Consider the following 20,384-nt stretch of genomic DNA (forward strand, 5'->3'; position numbering starts at 1 on the left):
GTTCACCTCTGCTTCCTTTTAAATTTCCGTATTATTTATCACTTTACAAACTAACGGTTAGCGATTGCAGAGGAAATCCTTTTTGTGAGGAACGAACAAAAAAATTGAAACGTAAAGCTCGACCCCTTTCCGGGGGAACGCCCAAATGATCTAAAAAATGTTTAGATTTATTTCAAACCAAAAATATCAATTAGTTGGGCGCTTTTATTTCTTATCCGTTGCAACCCTATAGCTTGGGTCTTCTGTAATGTTCACATCAATTACCATTTCGGCATTTTTGAGCAACAACCGACAATCTTCGCTCAAATGCCTTAAATGCAGTTTTTTACCTACTTTATGATAACGTTCCGTGAGCTTATTTACTGCATCAATCGCACTCATATCTGCAATCCTACTTTCTTTAAAGTCTACAATCACTTCTTCAGGATCGTTTGAGACATCGAATTTTTCTAGAAAGGTGGTGGTCGACCCGAAAAATAAAGGGCCAAAGATCTCATAGTGTTTCGCACCTTGATCGTCGACATATTTCCTTGCACGAATTCTCTTTGCACTCTCCCATGCAAATACCAGCGCCGAAATGACTACTCCGATAAGCACCGCTAGCGCGAGGTTATTTAGCCAAACGGTAATTACGGCAACCAAGATACCCACTGCAATATCATGCCGAGGCATTTTATTCACAATGCGTAAGCTGATCCACTCAAAAGTGCCAATGGCAACCATAATCATTACGCCAGTTAAAGCGGCCATGGGTACGCGCTCTATAATGGAACCGCCAAATAAAATGATTAACAAAATCGTTAGCGCAGCTACAATGCCCGAAAGCCTGGCCCTAGAGCCGGCAGAAAGATTTACAAAGGATTGCGCAATCATCGCACAACCACCCATACCTGTAAAAAACCCATTTACTATGTTTGCCGAACCTTGCGCAACAGCCTCTTTATTGCCGTTTCCTTTGGTACCTGTAATTTCATCCACCACATTTAAGGTAAGGAGACTCTCCACCAATCCTACCCCAGCCATGACCAACGCGTAAGGGAAAATGATCTTAAGCATGTCAAAGCTAAAAGGCACAGATGGGATGTGAAAAGGCGGAAATCCACCACTAATAGAGGCGATGTCCTTGACTGTTTTGGTATCTATGCCAAATCCCAGAACCAATAAAAAAACAATAATGATGGCAACTAAGGAGGCCGGCACCGCTTTGGTAATCTTTGGAAAAAGCATTACGATGGCGATGGTTAATAGCACTAGACCGACCATGATCCAAAGGGCAGAACCCGCCAGCCATGTCTCGCCGCCGCCTGCCGTAGCAACTTTAAATTGTTCTATCTGAGCCATAAAGATGATCACCGCTAAACCGTTTACAAAGCCATACATCACTGGTTGTGGCACCAACCGAATAAATTTACCCAGGCGAAATAGTCCAACGAGCAGCTGTATAATGCCTGCCAAAACCACTGCGGCAAAAACATATTCTATGCCATTAGAATGCATCAAAGCGATAAGAACAACCACTGTGGATCCTGCGCCGCCAGATACCATTCCGGGCCTACCACCAAATATTGCAGTGATCAAACCCATTAAAAAGGCCGCATAAAGCCCGGTTAGAGGGGAGAAACCAGCCAGAATGGCAAAGGATAGAGACTCGGGAATCATCGTCATAGCCACCGTGAGCCCTGCCAACACCTCCGTCTTGTAATCGACTTTTTGCTTAAAATCGAATAAGTTAAAGTATGCTTTCATGTAAACGAGGTATTGAAATGATGGAGATAGATGATGAGTGAAACGAAGGAAAAAGAACCCGGAAATCGATGAGCAATGGCCTACTGCAAACAGTATTAAAAGCTAAACGACGAGGCGAATGTAAGAGTGCTCACCAGATCGCGCTGTTTTTTCAATCGCAAATGTAGGAAAAAAGAGGCAATGCAAGATTCCTAATTTTGTAGTCTCGCGTATTGCCTAACTAAAATTGTAAATCCCATCACGGCATGTATTCGCAGTTATAGCCGAATGCGTACGTGCCTTGTTTAGAATAAGATCCCCTGTTAAATTTTGAGTTCTAAAAATTGCCCGCTAAGTACTGAGCTAATTTCTGACGTTGACAAAGCGTTGCTGACCGCTCAAGTGGCCTATTTTCCCATTAAATAGCCACCTTTAGCAATTATAATTTCAAAACGCTAGCTATTTGCGTTATATTTACAAAAAACCAAAATGTTTTCTCTGCATTGCCGTGGTAATGAACGCATAACAGGCAGCTCCTTTTGTTAAAATAAATGGAACGAAGTTGCTTTTTTTGATGTAATGACCCATAGGTATTTGGATAAGTGTTCATTGAGCGTTGCGTGGAATAGACAAAAACAGGTAAAGGAATTGCACTTGCATCTGAGCATCATGTCTTGAGAACATTAAAATGATGGTTATTCTCTAATGGTTTGGCTGGGTGCATAATATAGAGCAAATGGACTTAAAAGAATTTTTAAACAGTGGCTTATTGGAATTGTCTGTCCTTGGAACATTGTCCGATGACGAAGCTTCCTTGGTGCAGGAAATGCAGTCCTCGCACAGCGAAGTGCAAGAAGAGATCCATGCGCTGGAGCTGTTTTTTGAACAAGATGCCATGCGGAATGCGCTAATTCCTGCTGCGCGACTGGATAAAAAAATGGAACGGATGTTTTCCAGCCTAGAGGCAGAAAAGCAGATGCATTTGTCGCATACGCCGCTTATTAGCGATTTTTCTGATGCAGATTCATGGTTGGAACTGGTGTCTGGTTTGTTGCCAAAGAAAAACTCTCCAGAAAGATTTGAAAAGTTACTCCGTCATCAAGATGGCGTCATGCAGGTATTGGTAGTCTCTTCTACCGACATCGAAGAAGAAACTCATGAAGAGGTTGATGAAAGTTTTTTAATCTTAAAGGGCTCCTGCGTTTGTTCGATTGGCGATGTTTCTATAAAAATGTCAGCAGGCGACTTCATGCAAATCCCACTTTACTTGCCGCATAAAGTCACCCTAACTTCAAAATATGTGACAGCCATTTTGCAGCATGTGGATTGCGAAAATTAACGGCGGCATTCACTAATCAGCGGCCAGAAATCTGCATCAATTATTTGTTGTTAGAAACCGTTTATCTGACGGTGGAATAATAACCACCTCTTTTGCCATAACGCTATGACCATCTCGCCAGTCCCGGCCTAGCAGCAGTTTAGAGGAAAAAACGCCTGAAGCTGCTTGCACAGACTGTTCGGGTTCACAGTACCGAAGAGGATTTGCAGCCGTGTATTGGTCGGAAGTCGGAGCTCGGAAGTCAGCGATCAGCAGTCAGTAAAAGAACGAAACCCGCAGTTAAGTGCCATCTAATGCTGCACTCAAGCCTTTCACCTCAAACCTAGTACACATCACCTCACTCCTGCTTTGCCATCTCGCTAGTCCCGGCCTAGCAGCAGTTTGGAGGAAAAAACGCCTGAAGCTGCTTGCACTGACCCCTCGGGCTTATCCCACCGAAGAGGATTTGCAGCCGTGTATTGGTCGGGAGCGCCGGCAAAGGCCTCAAAGGCTCGATGTGAATCAGCTTGGCGAGTTTTTACCCAACGGGGTGCAAGCCTTGATTTTTTGTAAACTTTTTTATCAAGAAAAAAGTTTGAAGCCCGTGCGGCAAGCACAGCGTAAGGACGAGTAGTGGCCAATCAAGGCGAAGCGCATGTATTGTTATTAAAAGGCCTTTCAAACAGTTTCGTGGGGACACGAACCTGGGAGTTAGCCGTGTATTGGTCGGGAAGTCGGAGGTCGGAGGTCGGAAGTCAGCGATCAGCAGTCAGTAAAACGAAACCCGCAGTTAAGCGCCAACCTAGTTCTGCACCCAAGCCTGTAACCTAAAGTCTAATGCCTATCACCTCACTCCTGCTTTGCCATCTCGCTAGTTCCGGCCTAGCAGCAGTTTGGAGGAAAAAACGCCTCAAGCTGCTTGCACTGACCGCTCGGGCTTATCCCACCGAAGAGGATTTGCATCCGTGTATTGGTCGGGAGCGCCGGCAAAGGCATCAAAGGCTCGATGTGAATCAGCTTGGCGAGTTTTTACCCAAAGGGGTGCAAGCCTTGATTTTTTGTAAACTTTTTTATCAAGAAAAAAGTTTGAAGCCCGTGCGGCAAGCACAGCATAAGGAAGAGTGGTGGCCAATCAATGCGAAGCGCATGTATTGTTAGTAAAAGGCCTTTCAAACAGTTTCGTGGGGACACGAACCTGGGAGTTAGCCGTGTATTGGTCGGGAAGTCGGAGGTCGGAAGTCGGAAATCAGCGATCAGCACATTCAGTAAATGAACGAAACCCGCAGTTAAGTGCCATCTAATTCTGCACTCAAGCCTTTAACCTCAAACCTAGTACACATCACCTCACTCCTGCTTTGCCATCTCGCTAGTCCCGGCCTAGCAGTAGTTTGGAGGAAAAAACGCCTGAAGCTGCTTGCACTGACCGCTCGGGCTTATCCCACCGAAGAGGATTTGCAGCCGTGTATTGGACGGGAGCGCCGGCAAAGGCATCAAAGGCTCGATGTGAATCAGCTTGGCGAGTTTTTGCCCAAAGGGGTGCAAGCCTTGATTTTTTGTAAACTTTTTTATCAAGAAAAAAGTTTGAAGCCCGTGCGGCAAGCACAGCGTAAGGACGAGTAGTGGCCAATCAAGGCGAAGCGCATGTATTGTTATTAAAAGGCCTTTCAAACAGTTTCGTGGGGACACGAACCTGGGAGTTAGCCGTGTATTGGTCGGGAAGTCGGAAGTCGGAAATCAGCATTCAGTAAATGAACGAAACCCGCAGTTAAGTGCCATCTAATGCTGCACTCAAGCCTTTAACCTCAAACCTAGTACACATCACCTCACTCCTGCTTTGCCATCTCGCTAGTCCCGGCCTAGCAGCAGTTTGGAGGAAAAAACGCCTCAAGCTGCTTGCACTGACTGTTCGGGTTCACAGTACCGAAGAGGATTTGCAGCCGCGTATTGGTCGGAGGTCGGAGGTCGGAGGTCGGAGGTCGGAAGTCAGTTAAACAACGAAGCCAGTGCGGCTAGCACAGCTTAAGGAAGAGTAGTGGTGGTCTCATAAAGGCGAAGCGCATGTATTGTTATTAAAAGGCCTTTCCCCTCCTACCTTTCCGGCCTCTTGAGCGGCCCATCTCAAGTGTCTTTTTTCTTAGATAAAAAAGGCACCAAAAAATCAAGGCAAAACGATCCTTCCACGCACAAGCCCAACGCATGGCTCGGCGTTTTCCCACCCCAACGCTCCCTATCCCGTGGTTGCGCGTGTGGAAACTTTGCTTACAATAAAAAGCCTGAATAACGACAAGGCAAAACGATCCTTCCACGCAGAAGCCCAACACGTGGCTCGGCATTTTCCCAGCCCAACGCTCCCTATCTCGTGGCATTGTTTGGCGCAGCAGATCTAAACCAGCTATGGCCATCTCGCTAGTCCCGGCCTAGCAGCAGTTTGGAGGAAAAAACGCCTGAAGCTGCTCGTGGAGAATGTTCGCGTTTAAAGTACCGAAGAGGATTTGCAGCCGTGTATTGATCGGGATGTCGGAAGTCGGCGATCAGAAGTCGGCGATCAGAACTCAGCGATCAGCAGTCAGCAGTTCCCCTTAAAAATCCTTATAGATATTTCTAAAAGTACTTCTTAAACCAAAGGTAATCTGATTGGTTCGGTCAGTGCCAAGACTGTTTTTTTCTTGTCGGATGACACCGCCAAGTTCTAAGCGTAAATTGTATTTTGGATTGATGACATAACCAATTCGACCCTCTACGTAAACAAAATCAGTTTTCAAGCCGTCACCTGTCCGGTATCCAGTATTTTTAAAACGATCGTTATAAGATTGGTTGATGTCCTGACCATAATCTAAGGTAGCCACGTTTAAGCCATACTTGGCATAGTTCGCCTGACCATACAAATTAAATTTACCCAATTGATAATCCCAGATGCTCAGAAACTCTCTAAAATTAGCCCCAAGGGCATGTGCCAAAGGTTCTGCATAATTGCCGTAATTCAACAAAGAACTGCGCTGCGAATAGGTAAACGGCCTAGCGGTGTTGAATTCTACCAGATAATTCAAATTGGAAACCTTAAAGGCATCGAAACCTCTTAAGCCCAGTTGATACCCAAATTTATTGGCCCAATAACCTTCACCCTTGAAAACTTCTTTTGCCGTAAACTCATCTATAGCCAACTGACCATAGACCGTACCGTTTTTAAAGGCCTTGTATTTTCCGGTAAAACCAATCAGCGCATTGTCGGGAGAACCATTCTTTCCCTCAATGGTGCGTAAGAAAATTAACGGACTTATATAGCTTACGTCAAAGCCCCTACGTCCACTCTCATCTGCACCTTGCCAAATAACAGAATCAAAGAAACCTAGCGATAACCGATTGTTTACATTCCAATCTAAATAATGAAAGACACCCCACTTTTTCCTAAACCCATTGGCATAAGAAAGCTCCGGAGAAAGCGGATCTTGAAATTGAGCCCACATGGCCATATAACGTACATCGCCCAAATTAACGTTTACTTTAAAGTAAGGATAAGCGGCAGAAACATCAGAAAGCAACATCGAACGATACCCATCGCCGATAAAATTCTTATCGTTGCCAAGGGTAAAAGAAAAATGTTTATCCAATCTATAATTTAAAATGGCTGTGGCGTACGCCCAATCTTTCGTGGTTTTAGCAGGTCCAAATTTATCATTGACCATCCCAGGAATTACCCCCTTGGCATTGATGTATTTGGTAAGGTAATCGTTAAATCTTGCTTGGTTTTCGAATCCACTCGTATAAAAAGAGAATTTCTTGCCAATATTTCCCATCACCTGATAACCGCGGGTATTGGTCCAGGTGGTTATTTTATGACTTACGTCTTTTCCGATGATAAAATCTGGAAGAAAATCGATGTACACATTAAAATCTTCTTTTTGGATGGACACCAAATGCTCGTTAAAAAGCTTGCGCAGTACCCAACTCTTATAGGTAGTATCTACGCCGACGGACATCAAAGAATCTAGCGAAGCATTCAATAGAGAATCTTCATTAATAATCGGCTTGATAGACGTATGGAACCGAGTATCCGTGTTGTAAAGCTGTTTGCTCAGCTTTTGATACTGAAAATAGCTGTAAGGGGTAATTTGCTGCGCATAAACGGCAAAGCCGATGAGGCCTACTAGGGCAGTGAGTAAAAGTTTCTTCATTAAATCTAATCTACAGTCAAATGGTCTAGTTCTTCAAACACCGAATTTTTACTGATAAACTCAGGTACAATTTTTTTCATGTGAATCACCACCTGTCTGTCCTTATGGTTTTTCGCGGCATAAATTAACTCATGGATCTGCTTTTCTACCTCATCAAATACATATTCGCGCACTTTGCCGATCATAATTTTTTCATGGTGGGTAGGCATCACATTTTCATTGTCGTTGAGCAGCTCTTCATACAATTTCTCGCCAGGACGTAACCCAGAAAATACAATGTTGATGTCTATATTTGGCTCAAGACCTGCTAAGCGGATCATTTTCTTCGCCAATTCTACAATCTTAACACTCTTTCCCATGTCAAATACAAAGATTTCGCCACCTTGGCCCATACAACCCGCTTCTAACACCAAACGGCAAGCTTCGGGGATGGTCATAAAATATCGCGTAATTTCTGGATGAGTTACTGTTACGGGTCCGCCTTTTTCGATCTGTTGTCTAAATCGAGGAATTACAGAGCCGTTTGAGCCAAGCACATTGCCAAATCTGGTGGTGATGAACTTGGTAATGGGTTTTACTTCGAGGTCGTTGATATAATTTAGCCCATTTTGAAACACATAACCTGCGGTATGAATGGAGTTGTTGAGCGATTGCACATAAATTTCTGCTATGCGCTTAGAGGCGCCCATAATGTTGGTTGGATTTACGGCCTTATCCGTGGAGATCATCACAAATTTCTGAACCCCATATTTTACAGAAAGGTCTGCGATGGTTTTAGTACCCAATACATTGGCTTTTACCGCTTCTGCAGGATTGTCTTCCATCAATGGAACATGCTTATAAGCAGCTGCATGGAACACATAGTGGGGCTTATAATTTTTAAATAACATCTCCATGCGCTGTCCATCACGGACATCACCGATAAACGAATGAAAATTCCTGTTGCTATTATACTCGTCGAGTTCTAAGGAAACATCGTGAAGGCCTGTTTCAGATTGGTCACACAAAATAACCAGGCCTACGTCGAACTTTGCGAGCTGACGCACAATTTCACTGCCGATCGATCCAGCAGCACCGGTAATTAAGATGCGTTTGTTTCTAAGCATATCGCCAATGCCCTGAATGTCGATCTTAATCGGTTTTCTGTTCAACAGATCCTCGATGTTCAACTTCTTTATTTGAGCAGGTTGAAGTTTTCCGTCTGCCCAGGCATTTAAAGGAGGAATGTTTAACACTTTGATGTGTTTCGCCAAACACAAATCTACAATCTGTTCTTTTCTATCTGCTGGAAGGGTATAGGTAGCAAAAATAATTTCATCTAGCTCATGTTCTTCGATCAACGCTTCCAATTTTTTTGCATCTAGAATCTTAATCCCATCAATGGTTTTACCCACTTTACGGTCATCGTCGTCTACAAAAGCAAAAATATTCTTGTTCACACTCCCATCATGGTCGAAGGTTCTTTTCGTGGCCAAACCAGCTTCACCAGCTCCGTACACAATCACCTTCTTTTTATCAAGCTTCAAATTCTTTACATATAAAAAGAAATATTTAATCATCACCCTATAGGTAATCAGGAGCAAAAAACTGGTTAAACCTGTGGTAATGAGAATGGTATTCGGAATTATCGACTGACCTGCAAAAGTAATATAGACTAGGTTTAAGATAAAGAAGATGCCGTTTGCGATAATGACAGAGAACAAAATTCGAAAGGAATCTTGGGCACTGGTGTACCTCACGATGCCGGCATAGGTTTTCAGATTGGCAAATACGGCCAAGTTGATTAAGCCAAAAATCAAGAGATTTCTGGAGAGTTCGATCATGTCAACCGATGTGAGGTCTAGATTGTGTTTTAGACTATACGCAAAAACCATCGAGCAAGTGCAGATGATGATGTCTAGTATAAATATGATCCAGCGGGGGACGATGTTAAATTGATTGAACAAAATGCTAGAATTAAATATCGCTAAAGGTAAAAATAAAATTTCGATAAGAATGATTTTAAAAATTGCCTCTTAACACATTCTTCATGTTGACGGGAGGAGACCCCAGAGACCCTTTCCGGAGCCACACCAACTCGTCCTGTCGACGATGAGAGACACCTCACATGCCGAACCTAGTTGTGAGACGGCTCGCTGCACCAACTCGTCACGTCGACGTATAGGAGACACCTCATAGGCTTTTCTAGTTGTGAGACGGCTCGCTGCGCTCGACGTGACGATTTACGTGGAATTGCGCAGCCTAAAGTACTCGTCATGTCGACGATGGGAGACATCTCACATGCCGAACCAAGTTGTGAGACGGCCCGCTGCACCAACTCGTCATGTCGACGTATAGGAGACACCTCATAGGCTTTTCTAGTTGTGAAACGGCTTGCTGCGCTCGACGTGACGATTTACGTGGAATTGCGCAACCTAAAGCGCCCGTCATGTCGACGATGGGAGACATCTCACATGCCGAACCTAGTTGTGAGACGGCTCGCTGCACCAACTCGTCATGTCGACGTATAGGAGACATCTCACATGCCGAACCTAGTTGTGAGACGGCTCGCTGCACCAACTCGTCATGTCGATGATAGGAGACATCTCACATGCCGAACCTAGTTGTGAGACGGCTCGCTGCACCAACTCGTCATGTCGACGATAGGAGACACCTCACATGCCAAACCTAGTTGTGAGACGGCTCTCTGCACCAACTCGTCATGTCGACGATAGGAGACACCTCAAATGCCGAACCTAGTTGTGAGACGGCTCGCTGCGCTCGACGTGACGATTTACGAAGGCGGAATTGCGCATCCCACGAGTCTTCTCCCCTAATTACCCGAAAACCGACTCCGGCTGCTGACATCAGATATCTACCTTTCAACTTTACCGCCTTAACTGTCTGTAAAAGCAATTTTTCCCTCTCTTTTCCCACATCTGCCTCAATCCATATTTTATTACTACATTTGCAAATTATAGCTTTTCGTGCCAACGTATATGAATAAAACATTTTATCTAGCCCTTCTAGTCCTATTTATGAGCAGTTGCGGCGTTAAATACGAAACCATTCCGTATTTTAAAGACCTTCCAGCGAACGAAAATGTAAGCGAAGAAATTCAGAACCAAAGCATTTTAAAAATTCAAAAAAGTGATATCTTATCCATTACCGTAAGTAGTTTAGATGCCCAGTCTGATGCTTATTTTAATTTAGGAAATATAGGTACCGCTCAAACAACAACGAGCGCAGTTCCAAATGCCTCCCCAAATGGCTATATTGTTGACCAGACTGGCAATGTACAACTGCCCTACTTAGGAAGCGTAACCGTATTGGGACAAAGTACCGGAGAAGCTAGAAAATTGATCGCTGACAAATTACAAGAAGGAGGATTTTTAACAAAGCCCGTGGTCAACCTGCGCTTGGTAAATTTTAAAATCTCAGTATTGGGCGATGTGGCACGTTCGGGGGTATATCCGGTACAAAGCGAACGCATTACGGTATTAGAAGCGCTAAGTTTGGCTGGAGATTTGAACATTACCGCCAAAAGAAATGATGTATTGTTGGTGAGAGAAAGTGAAGGAAAACGACATGAAATTCGCCTGAACCTTCAAAATAAAGACTTGTTAAACTCCCCATATTATTATTTGCAGAACAATGATGTGTTGGTGGTTACGCCGAGCGAAACCAAGTATGCCAGCGTAGATTCTAAATACAGAAACGCCAGCCTGATTATCTCTGCCCTATCGGTTATTGCCCTATTGATCACCCGTCTATAGTTTTTTATGAATACCACAGAAAATTCAAACTTTAATGGCGCAATGGAGGACGATGAACAAGCGTTCAATGTTCGCGAAATTATCGACAAATACCTCTTCCACTGGCCTGTTTTTGTGTTGGGAATAGTACTTTGCCTAACTGCTGCTTTTTTTTATTTACGCTACACACAAGAAGTCTATTCTGTAAATAGTGTGCTCCTCATTCAGGATGAAAAAAAAGCCCCCACCCCCGGCGGAGACATCCTCGCAGACCTCGATATTTTCGGGAGTTCCAAAACGGTCGACAACGAGATTGAAATATTAAAGTCTAAAACTTTAATGGCACGTACTGTCAAGCGGCTAAACTTAATGCTCAGCTTCAATGTAGAAGGCAGAATAAAGCAAACTGACATCTATGACAGCAAGCCTGTGGATATTGGTGTCGTGCAGATGGATAGCCTTTGGTATGGAAAAACACTCAATCTTACTTTTCCTACGCGAAATACTTATGAAATGATTGAAGTAGTCAGCGGTAAAAAAGTAATCGGACTATTGGATTCACTTCAAAAAAATACTTTTGGAGTATTTAATGTGCATAAGAATCAAAATTTCAACGAATGGGTTTCCAAAAAGAAAGGTCCAATCTTCCTCACCATACATGATCCTCAGACAGTTGTTGACGATTACATAGGAAAATTATCAGTATCCCTAGCAAGCAAACAATCTACGGTATTAGATCTCACATTAGAAACGCATGTTATAGAACGTGGAAAGGCCATTCTTAATACACTAATTCAGGTCTATAATGAGGCCGCCTTATCTGATAAAAACCGGACTACCCAGAGCACCATGGATTTCATAGATGTGCGTGCGAAACTAATTAGTGGAGAATTAACAAGCGCTGAAAAAGATGTCGAAAAATATAAAAGCGAGCGCGGCTTAACCGACCTGAGCAGTGATGCGAGCGTCTTTTTAGACAATGTGAAAGCAAACGACGCAAAGCTGAGTGAAGTAAACCTAAAACTCTCCGTGATTGGAGACATCAGACGTTACGTCAACTCAAAAAGTCCCGGTGAAAAACTACCTAGTACTTTAGGCATTGAAGATCCGACCTTATTGGCACAGATTAACCAATTGGGCCAATTGCAATTGGATCGGGATAATTTGATTGCTTCCACTGGAGAGAACAATCCAAGGCTTTTGCCTATAGAGAGTCAAATTGAAACCCTTAGGTCAGGGATTAAATCTAGCGTAGAAAATATTTACGAGACCGTTGACAACACTAAAAAAGCGTTACAAGGAAACAATTCACAGATCCAGAGCTCCATTAAAAGCGTTCCCGGTCAAGAGCGACAGCTCATCGGCCTTGAACGTAAGAAGTCTATTAAAGAAACCATTTATCTCTATCTGCTGCAAAAGAAAGAGGAAGCCGCGCTATCTTATGCGTCTGCAGTGGCCGACAGCAGGATAGTAGATCCTGCATTTGGAGACAGCATTCCCATAAAGCCAAAAAAGCAAATAATTTTTTTGACTGCTTTACTACTGGGTATTTTATTACCTGTTGGTTATATATATGGAAAAGACGTTTTAAATAATAGGGTTGAAAGTTCGGGAGACATTTCAAGATTAACTAACACACCCATGTTAGGGGAAGTTTTGTTGGAAATGGATTCCGAAGCCATCGTAGTTACAGGCAACAGCAGAAAGGCCATTGCAGAACAGTTTAGATCCATTAGAACCAATATGCAGTTTCTGCATGGCAAGCAACAGGATGGCATTGGAAAAGTGACGCTCTTAACGTCGAGCATGAGTGGAGAGGGCAAATCTTTTGTCGCGTCCAACATCGCTGCCGCTATGGCTATTGCAGGTAAGAAAACGGTGTTGTTAGAACTCGATCTCCGAAAACCTAAGGTAAGTAAGTATCTAGACCTTAAGAATAAGATAGGCTTAAGCAATTACCTGATCGGAAAGGCAAGTATTGATGACATTGTGAAGCAAACATCTATAGATCCAAACCTTTATGTAATCGGGTCTGGTCCAATCCCACCAAACCCTTCGGAACTGTTGGTACAACCAGAAATAGAAGACCTGCTGACCTATTTGAAAGCTAACTTTGATGAAATTCTAATTGACAGTCCCCCGATCGGGCTGGTGACAGATGCTCAGATTTTGGCCCGCCTAACAGATGCAACCATTTATCTCGTCCGCCAAAACGTGACCTTTAAACATCAAGTAAGAAATCTAGACCAATTGTTTCGGAAAAACACTTTTCCAAAATTGAACGTCGTACTCAATGGTGTTAAGATGGGTGGACGTTACGGCTATGGATATGGCTACGGATATGGCTATTATTCTGATGACGCCGCAAAAACTAAATTTACCCTATTTGGCTTTTTCAAAAACATCGCCAAAAGAGTTTAGCAGATACAAAAAAATGACAAATACAAAGAATGAAGGCGATGCAAGCTGCGAAGGTTTAAAGATTTTAATAACTGGAGGGGCAGGCTTTATCGGCTCCAACCTGACCGAATATTTCTTGAGTAAACAGGCCAGAGTAAGGGTGTTGGATAATTTTGCGACTGGACATAGGCATAACCTTGAACCTTTTCTGAGTAACCCAAACTTCGAACTGATTGAAGGAGACATCCGCTCTATAGCGGATTGTTCGTCAGCCGCGGCAGGAATGGATTATGTATTGCACCAAGCGGCTCTTGGATCGGTACCCCGATCAATCAACGATCCGATCACCACAAACGATGTAAATGTATCTGGTTTCCTTAACATGTTGGTTGCCGCAAGAGATGCTAAAGTAAAGCGCTTTATGTATGCAGCGAGTTCTTCTACCTATGGAGACTCTGCATCCTTGCCTAAGATAGAGGCCGTGATTGGCAAACCCCTATCTCCTTATGCCATTACTAAATATGTAAATGAATTGTATGCAGATATTTTCTCCAAAACGTATGGCTTGGAATGTATCGGTCTCCGTTACTTTAATGTATTTGGCAGAAGACAGGATCCAAAAGGCGCTTATGCGGCAGTCATCCCAAAATTCGTAATGCAATATATGGCATATGAAAGCCCGTTGATTAATGGAGGAGGAGATTATTCTAGGGATTTCACCTACATAGACAATGTGATCCAAATGAATGAACGGGCAATGTTAACAACTAATAAAGAGGCAATCAACACGGTGTACAATACCGCCGTTGGAGATCGCACTACCCTTAATCAACTGGTGCAATACATCAAAGAAGGGTTAACTCCTTATGATGATAGAATTGCATCTGTAGAAATTAAGTATGGTCCAAACAGGGCTGGCGACATCCCGCATTCTCTGGCAAGTATAGAAAAAGCAGAAAGGCTCCTGGGTTACAAACCCTCACATACCATAAAAGAAGGCCTAAAAGAAGCACTTTCCTGGTATTGGGAAAACTTAAAATAAGTTATCGATATTATTATAAACGCTCAAGGATAATTCCTTCCTAAACTCACACATGTTAACAGAAACAAGAATGAAAATTGCGGTTATTGGTCTAGGCTATGTTGGTCTACCGTTAGCCAGATTGTTTGCCACTAAATACCCTGTGGTTGGTTTCGACATCAACCAAAGTAGAATCAATGGACTTATGGCCGGCAGTGATGCAACGCTAGAAGTATCTGATGAAGTATTAAAGGGCGTTTTGGTAGATCAACCGTCTGACAAAAACGGTTTGTATTGTTCTTCAAATTTAAATGATATCTCCGCTTGTAATGTGTACATCGTTACTGTTCCTACACCGGTGGATAAAAATAATCGTCCCGACCTTACCCCTTTATACAAATCGAGCGAAACCGTTGGCAAAGTGTTAAAAAAGGGAGACATTGTCATTTATGAATCAACCGTTTATCCCGGTGTTACCGAAGAGGAATGTGTTCCTGTTCTTGAAAAAATATCTGGTTTAGTTTTCAATCAAGATTTTTATGCTGGCTACTCTCCAGAACGCATAAATCCGGGCGACAAAGAACATACCGTTGACAAAATATTAAAAGTTACTGCAGGTTCTACGCCAGAAATTGGCAAAATAGTAGACGCCTTATATAAATCTGTCATTACCGCAGGTACACATTTGGCGCCGACTATAAGGGTAGCAGAAGCTGCAAAGGTGATCGAGAATTCACAACGCGACATTAACATTGCGTTTGTAAATGAACTCGCCAAAATCTTCAACTTGATGGGTATCAATACCCATGATGTATTGGAAGCTGCAGGTACTAAATGGAATTTCCTTCCTTTCAAACCCGGGTTGGTTGGTGGGCATTGTATTGGCGTAGATCCTTATTATTTGGCTCAAAAGGCACAAGAATATGGCTATCATCCAGAAATAATTCTTGCAGGCCGTCGGTTAAACGATTCTATGGGAAGTTATGTCGCTTCTGAGGTGGTTAAATGTATGATTAAAAAAGGCATCAATGTAAGTCAAGCGAAGATATTGATGCTTGGCATCACTTTTAAAGAAAATTGCCCAGATGTACGTAATACCAAAATTGTCGATGTGATCCATGCTTTAAAAGACTATGGAGTAGAAGTTGACATCTACGATCCTTGGGCCAATCCAATTGAAGTCGAGCACGAATATAAGTTAACTTGCCATTCTGAGCCTCTAACTGAACAGAAATATGATGCCGTGGTTTTAGGTGTCGCACATAAAGAATTTTTAGTCTGTGATATCTCTTCACTTCAGGCAGAAATTAGCGTCTTATATGACGTAAAGGGAATTCTGGGAGATGTGGTTGATGGTAGATTATAATATTTGCGGAATCGCATCAAATACTGAAATAATTATTTAATATATGTTAAAAAATAAAACACTTTTAATTACAGGCGGAACTGGTTCTTTTGGTAATGCGGTTTTAAATCGTTTCTTAAACACCGATCACTTTTCAGAAATACGTATTTTTTCACGTGACGAGAAAAAGCAGGATGATATGAGAACGCAGCTGAAAAATGATAAACTGAAATTCTACATTGGCGATGTCAGGGATTTTAACAGTGTAAATAGAGCAATGCAGGGTGTTGATTATGTATTCCATGCAGCAGCTTTGAAGCAGGTGCCTTCTTGTGAGTTTTTCCCGATTGAAGCAACGAAAACCAATGTGTTCGGCACGCAGAATGTAATAGATTCTGCAATGGCAAATAAAGTGGATAAAGTAATTTGTTTAAGTACCGATAAGGCTGCCTATCCAATTAACGCCATGGGAATCTCGAAGGCGTTAATGGAAAAAGTGGCGATTGCCGCTTCTAGGAACTCGAAAGAAACTACCGTTTGTTTAACAAGGTATGGGAATGTGATGGCTTCCAGAGGTTCGGTGATACCTTTGTTTTTAAAGCAGATTCAGTCCGGGCAGCCATTAACGTTGACAGACCCTAATATGACTCGATTTTTGATGTCATTAGAAGACGCTGTCGATCTTGTTTTGTTTGCATTTGAAAACGCAAATCCCGGTGACTTATTCGTGAATAAAGCACCCGCAGGAACCATTGGCGATCTGGCACAAGCACTGAAAGAATTATGTAAGGCTGATAATGAGATAAAAATTATTGGTACTCGCCATGGCGAAAAGTTGTATGAAACACTTTGTACCAGAGAGGAAATGGTTAAAGCTGAAGATATGGGAGATTTTTATCGTGTTCCAGCAGACAATAGAGATTTAAATTATGCCCAATATTTTTCAGAAGGGGAGCAGGAAATTGCCACAATAGAGGATTATCATTCTCACAACACTGAACAACAAGGCGTCGAAGGCATGAAGAAATTACTGTCTGACCTTCCGCTTATTAAGAGAGAAGTATTCGGTGATTTAACAGCCACTGAATATACTGGATAATGCTGTTACCGACGATAATTTCCGGAGATTTAAGCGAAGACACTCGGGGCTCAATCAGCTTTGTGAACGATTTTAGCATGGAAAGTGTCAAAAGGTTTTATGTAATAAAGCATTCTGACACCTCGATTATTCGGGGTTGGAGAGGGCATAAGATTGAACAACGGTGGTTTTATGTTTCCCAAGGTATCTTTCAAGTCAAAATCGTAAAGATTGATGATTGGGATAATCCTTCAAAAACATTGCAGCAGATTTCGTTTGATTTAGACGCTGCAGTGCCTAGAGTTTTGCATGTGCCGACTGGCTATGCGACATGTCTGCAAGCACTTCATAAAAATTCACAAGTTATAGTTTTTGCAGATCATGCCATCGACCATGCTAAAAATGACGACCATCTATTCCCATTAAATTATTTTGGATAATAATAAAAAAATGAAAATTAAAGTAGGAATTACTGGCCAAGAAGGCTTTGTTGGGCAACACGTGTACAACAGCCTGGGCTTGTTTCCAGAGGAGTTTGAGCGAGTGCCGTACGAAGTTGCCTTCTTTAAGGATAAAGAGAAATTGGCAGAATTTGTAAGTCAGTGTGATGTAGTGCTTCACTTGGCAGCCATGAACAGGCATAACGACCCGGAAGTGCTTTATCAAACGAATATTGGCTTGGTAAAACAATTGATAGAAGCTTTAGAAGCCACCAGCAGTAAAGCCCATGTACTATTTTCCTCTTCTTCTCAGGAAGAACGGGACAACCTATACGGAAAAAGCAAAAAAGAAGGCAGAGAATTGTTAGTCAATTGGGCGGAAAAAGCGGATGGACTATTTACTGGTTTGGTCATTCCAAATGTTTTTGGACCTTTCGGTCACCCCTATTATAATTCTTTCATTGCGACGTTTTCTCATCAACTCACACATGGTGAGCAACCAGAAATAGAAACCGATGGATCGGTTAAATTGATTTACGTTGGAGAACTTGTTAAAGTTATTTTAGATGAAATAAGGGCTAAGCGAGGTAATCCGCTATTTGTTATTCCACATACCAGTGAAAAAAAGGTCTCAGGAATATTGGCTTTGTTGGAAGGCTATAAGGAAACATACTTCGAAAAAGGAATCATCCCCGAAATCGCCAATACTTTTGAGTTGAACCTGTTTAACACGTTTAGATGCTATATAGACATTAAAGCGCATAATCCGGTTAAGCTTGTAAAGAACACCGATCCAAGAGGCACATTTGTAGAAATTATCCGCTTAAACGTCGGCGGACAAGTTTCATTTTCTACCACGGTTCCTGGCATTACCCGAGGAAACCATTACCATACCAGAAAGATCGAACGCTTTGCAGTAATTAAAGGTAAGGCTCTTATACAACTAAGACGCATAGGTACAGATGAGGTGATGGATTTTTATTTAGATGGAAACGAGCCCAGTTATGTAGATATGCCCATTTGGTACACCCATAACATTAAAAACATCGGAGAGGAAGAGCTATACACCAACTTTTGGATCAATGAATTTTATGATGAGAAGGATCCGGATACTTTTTTTGAATCAGTAAGTAGTGACTAGTGAATAGTAAGTAGTGAATAGTAAGTAGTGAATAGTAAGTAGTGATTAGTAAGTAGTGATTAGTAAGTAGTGATTAGTAAGTAGTGATTAGTAAGTAGTGATTAGTAAGTAGTAAATAGTCAGCAGTAATTAGTAACTCACCAGTAACCAATCACTAGTCACCAATCACTAGTCGCCAATTACCAATCACCGGTAACTAATAACCAATCACCAAAATGACGCATAAAGATTTAGACGTATGGAAAAGGGCAGTGCAATTTGTAACTGAAATATACGAACTCACTAAAATATTCCCAAAAGAAGAGATTTATGGCTTAACTTCGCAAATCAGGCGGTCTGCGGTTTCAATCCCTTCAAATATTGCTGAAGGGGCTGCGAGAAAAAGTAAGATTGAGTTTAGACAATTCTTATACATCTCGCTAGGAAGTGCCGCTGAATAGGAAACACAACTCATTATTTCAACCAATTTAAAACATATAGAAACTCTAAAAAGCACGCAATTACTTGAAGAACTAAACACAATCTCAAAAATGCTCCAAGGCCTAATTAAGTCTCTACATATAGAAAAATAACACAATTGACCAGTCACTACTTACCAACCAATTACAAGTAACAAATCACTAGTCACTAATTACCAAACACCAATGACAAACCACCAATCACCAATCACTAGTAACCAATCACCAATCACTAGATTAAAAGTAATGACCGTAGTGGGCACGCGCCCAGAAATTATAAGGCTTGCCCGGGTTATGGCGGCTTTGGATAAATCTGAAGCCATAGAGCACGTCATTGTGCACACTGGCCAAAACTACGATTATGAGTTGAATCAGATATTCTTTGATGATTTGGACATACGCAAGCCAGATTTCTTTTTAAATGCAGCAGGTGCAACGGCAACAGAAACCGTAGGGCAAATACTAATTAAGATTGATCCTCTATTGGAAACAGAAAAACCCGATGCATTTTTAGTTCTTGGAGATACCAATTCTTGCCTTTGTGCCATTCCTGCTAAAAAGCGCCATATTCCAATATTCCACATGGAAGCAGGTAACCGTTGTTTCGATCAACGCGTTCCAGAAGAAACCAACCGAAAGATTGTAGACCATGTGTCTGATGTAAACCTTACCTATAGCGACATCGCTAGGGAATATCTTTTGCGTGAGGGACTTCCAGCCGATCGGATCATAAAAACTGGGTCGCCTATGTTTGAAGTTTTAAATCATTATTTGCCAAAGATTGAAGGCTCTGATGTTTTGACTAGGTTGAATTTGGAGCAACATAAATATTTTGTGGTCTCTTCTCATCGCGAAGAAAATATCAATAGTGAAAAGAATTTCAACGGCTTAATGGAAAGTTTAAACTTAATTGCAGAGAAATATGGCTATCCCATCATTGTAAGTACCCATCCAAGAACAAGAAATATGATTGAAGCAAAGAAAATAGCAATGCGGCCCGAAATACAATTCTTAAAACCCATGGGTTTTAACGATTACAATGCGCTACAGATGCATTCTTTTGCCGTATTATCAGATAGTGGAACCATTTCAGAGGAATCATCCACTTTAAACTTCCCGGCACTCAATTTACGAGATGCACATGAGCGGCCTGAAGCGATGGAAGAAACTTCCGTAATGATGGTTGGAATGAACAAAGAACGCATTATGCAAGCCCTAATTCAATTGCAATATCAACAAAGGGGCGAAAAGCGTAATTTTAGGAGGGTTGCCGATTATTCTATGCCAAACGTCTCAGAGAAAGTGGTAAGAATCATTATTAGCTATGTCGATTACATTAAACGGGTAGTATGGTCTGAGTAATTAGCATAACAAAATTTTCCATCATTAATAACTGGTGATAATAGTACTTCCTAAAACATAGTCGAATTCTGATATCTTAACGTTTAAAATTGAAATCAATTAATAATGTTTCTAACATAAATATGTCTCAAGTACTTGTTGATTAAGAGTCAGTTTTGGTTGAGCTACCAACAATTAAGTCAACTTTTTT

Annotated in this window: 14 protein-coding genes; 11 read left to right on the forward strand and 3 right to left on the reverse strand. The window is 42.0% G+C overall.

Annotated elements, in window-relative coordinates:
* Positions 1-204 precede the first annotated feature (204 nt).
* On the reverse strand, positions 205-1,746 hold the full coding sequence (locus ACVWYG_RS16570; RefSeq protein WP_457271707.1) for a SulP family inorganic anion transporter: 1,542 nt from the start codon (positions 1,744-1,746) through the stop codon (positions 205-207).
* A gap of 715 nt (positions 1,747-2,461) precedes the next feature.
* Between ACVWYG_RS16570 and ACVWYG_RS16575 the strand changes: the two genes are divergently transcribed.
* Both ACVWYG_RS16575 and ACVWYG_RS16580 read left to right on the forward strand, forming a co-directional pair.
* Positions 2,462-3,064 carry a cupin domain-containing protein gene (locus ACVWYG_RS16575; protein WP_457271709.1) on the forward strand — a complete coding sequence of 201 codons (603 nt, stop codon included), beginning with the start codon at positions 2,462-2,464 and terminating at the stop codon, positions 3,062-3,064.
* Between the two features lie 816 nt (positions 3,065-3,880).
* Complete coding sequence (locus ACVWYG_RS16580) at positions 3,881-4,201, forward strand: hypothetical protein (RefSeq protein WP_457271711.1); 321 nt, start codon at positions 3,881-3,883, stop codon at positions 4,199-4,201.
* Positions 4,202-5,622: 1,421 nt separating this feature from the next.
* Here ACVWYG_RS16580 and ACVWYG_RS16585 read toward each other — a convergent pair.
* Both ACVWYG_RS16585 and ACVWYG_RS16590 read right to left on the reverse strand, forming a co-directional pair.
* Entirely contained in the window at positions 5,623-7,215 is a 1,593-nt protein-coding gene (locus ACVWYG_RS16585; RefSeq protein ID WP_457271713.1) for a gliding motility protein RemB, read from the reverse strand.
* Positions 7,216-7,220: 5 nt separating this feature from the next.
* On the reverse strand, positions 7,221-9,038 hold the full coding sequence (locus tag ACVWYG_RS16590) for a polysaccharide biosynthesis protein (RefSeq protein WP_457271715.1): 1,818 nt from the start codon (positions 9,036-9,038) through the stop codon (positions 7,221-7,223).
* Between the two features lie 1,155 nt (positions 9,039-10,193).
* Between ACVWYG_RS16590 and ACVWYG_RS16595 the strand changes: the two genes are divergently transcribed.
* The 9 genes from ACVWYG_RS16595 (at position 10,194) to wecB (ending at position 20,194) form a co-directional block, all read left to right on the forward strand.
* Positions 10,194-10,970, forward strand: a complete 777-nt coding sequence (locus ACVWYG_RS16595; RefSeq protein ID WP_457271717.1) for a polysaccharide biosynthesis/export family protein — start codon at positions 10,194-10,196, stop codon at positions 10,968-10,970.
* A gap of 6 nt (positions 10,971-10,976) precedes the next feature.
* Complete coding sequence (locus ACVWYG_RS16600) at positions 10,977-13,370, forward strand: GumC family protein (RefSeq protein WP_457271718.1); 2,394 nt, start codon at positions 10,977-10,979, stop codon at positions 13,368-13,370.
* 13 nt (positions 13,371-13,383) lie between these two features.
* Positions 13,384-14,391: an SDR family oxidoreductase gene (locus tag ACVWYG_RS16605; RefSeq protein WP_457271720.1), complete on the forward strand. Its 1,008-nt coding sequence runs from the start codon at positions 13,384-13,386 to the stop codon at positions 14,389-14,391.
* A gap of 52 nt (positions 14,392-14,443) precedes the next feature.
* The gene (locus ACVWYG_RS16610) at positions 14,444-15,736 is read left to right on the forward strand and encodes a nucleotide sugar dehydrogenase (protein ID WP_457271722.1); all 1,293 of its coding nucleotides are present in this window, start codon (positions 14,444-14,446) and stop codon (positions 15,734-15,736) included.
* A gap of 43 nt (positions 15,737-15,779) precedes the next feature.
* Positions 15,780-16,814, forward strand: a complete 1,035-nt coding sequence (locus tag ACVWYG_RS16615; RefSeq protein WP_457271724.1) for a polysaccharide biosynthesis protein — start codon at positions 15,780-15,782, stop codon at positions 16,812-16,814.
* Entirely contained in the window at positions 16,814-17,233 is a 420-nt protein-coding gene (locus ACVWYG_RS16620; RefSeq protein ID WP_457271726.1) for a WxcM-like domain-containing protein, read from the forward strand. The genes ACVWYG_RS16615 and ACVWYG_RS16620 overlap by 1 nt, the downstream gene beginning before the upstream one ends.
* Before the next feature lie 10 nt (positions 17,234-17,243).
* Complete coding sequence (locus tag ACVWYG_RS16625; RefSeq protein ID WP_457271728.1) at positions 17,244-18,374, forward strand: polysaccharide biosynthesis C-terminal domain-containing protein; 1,131 nt, start codon at positions 17,244-17,246, stop codon at positions 18,372-18,374.
* A 215-nt stretch (positions 18,375-18,589) separates the two neighbouring features.
* Positions 18,590-18,814, forward strand: a complete 225-nt coding sequence (locus tag ACVWYG_RS16630; RefSeq protein WP_457271730.1) for a four helix bundle protein — start codon at positions 18,590-18,592, stop codon at positions 18,812-18,814.
* A 204-nt stretch (positions 18,815-19,018) separates the two neighbouring features.
* The gene (gene wecB, locus ACVWYG_RS16635; protein WP_457271732.1) at positions 19,019-20,194 is read left to right on the forward strand and encodes a non-hydrolyzing UDP-N-acetylglucosamine 2-epimerase; all 1,176 of its coding nucleotides are present in this window, start codon (positions 19,019-19,021) and stop codon (positions 20,192-20,194) included.
* Positions 20,195-20,384 lie beyond the last annotated feature (190 nt).

This window comes from Pedobacter sp. UYEF25, from assembly GCF_054061655.1.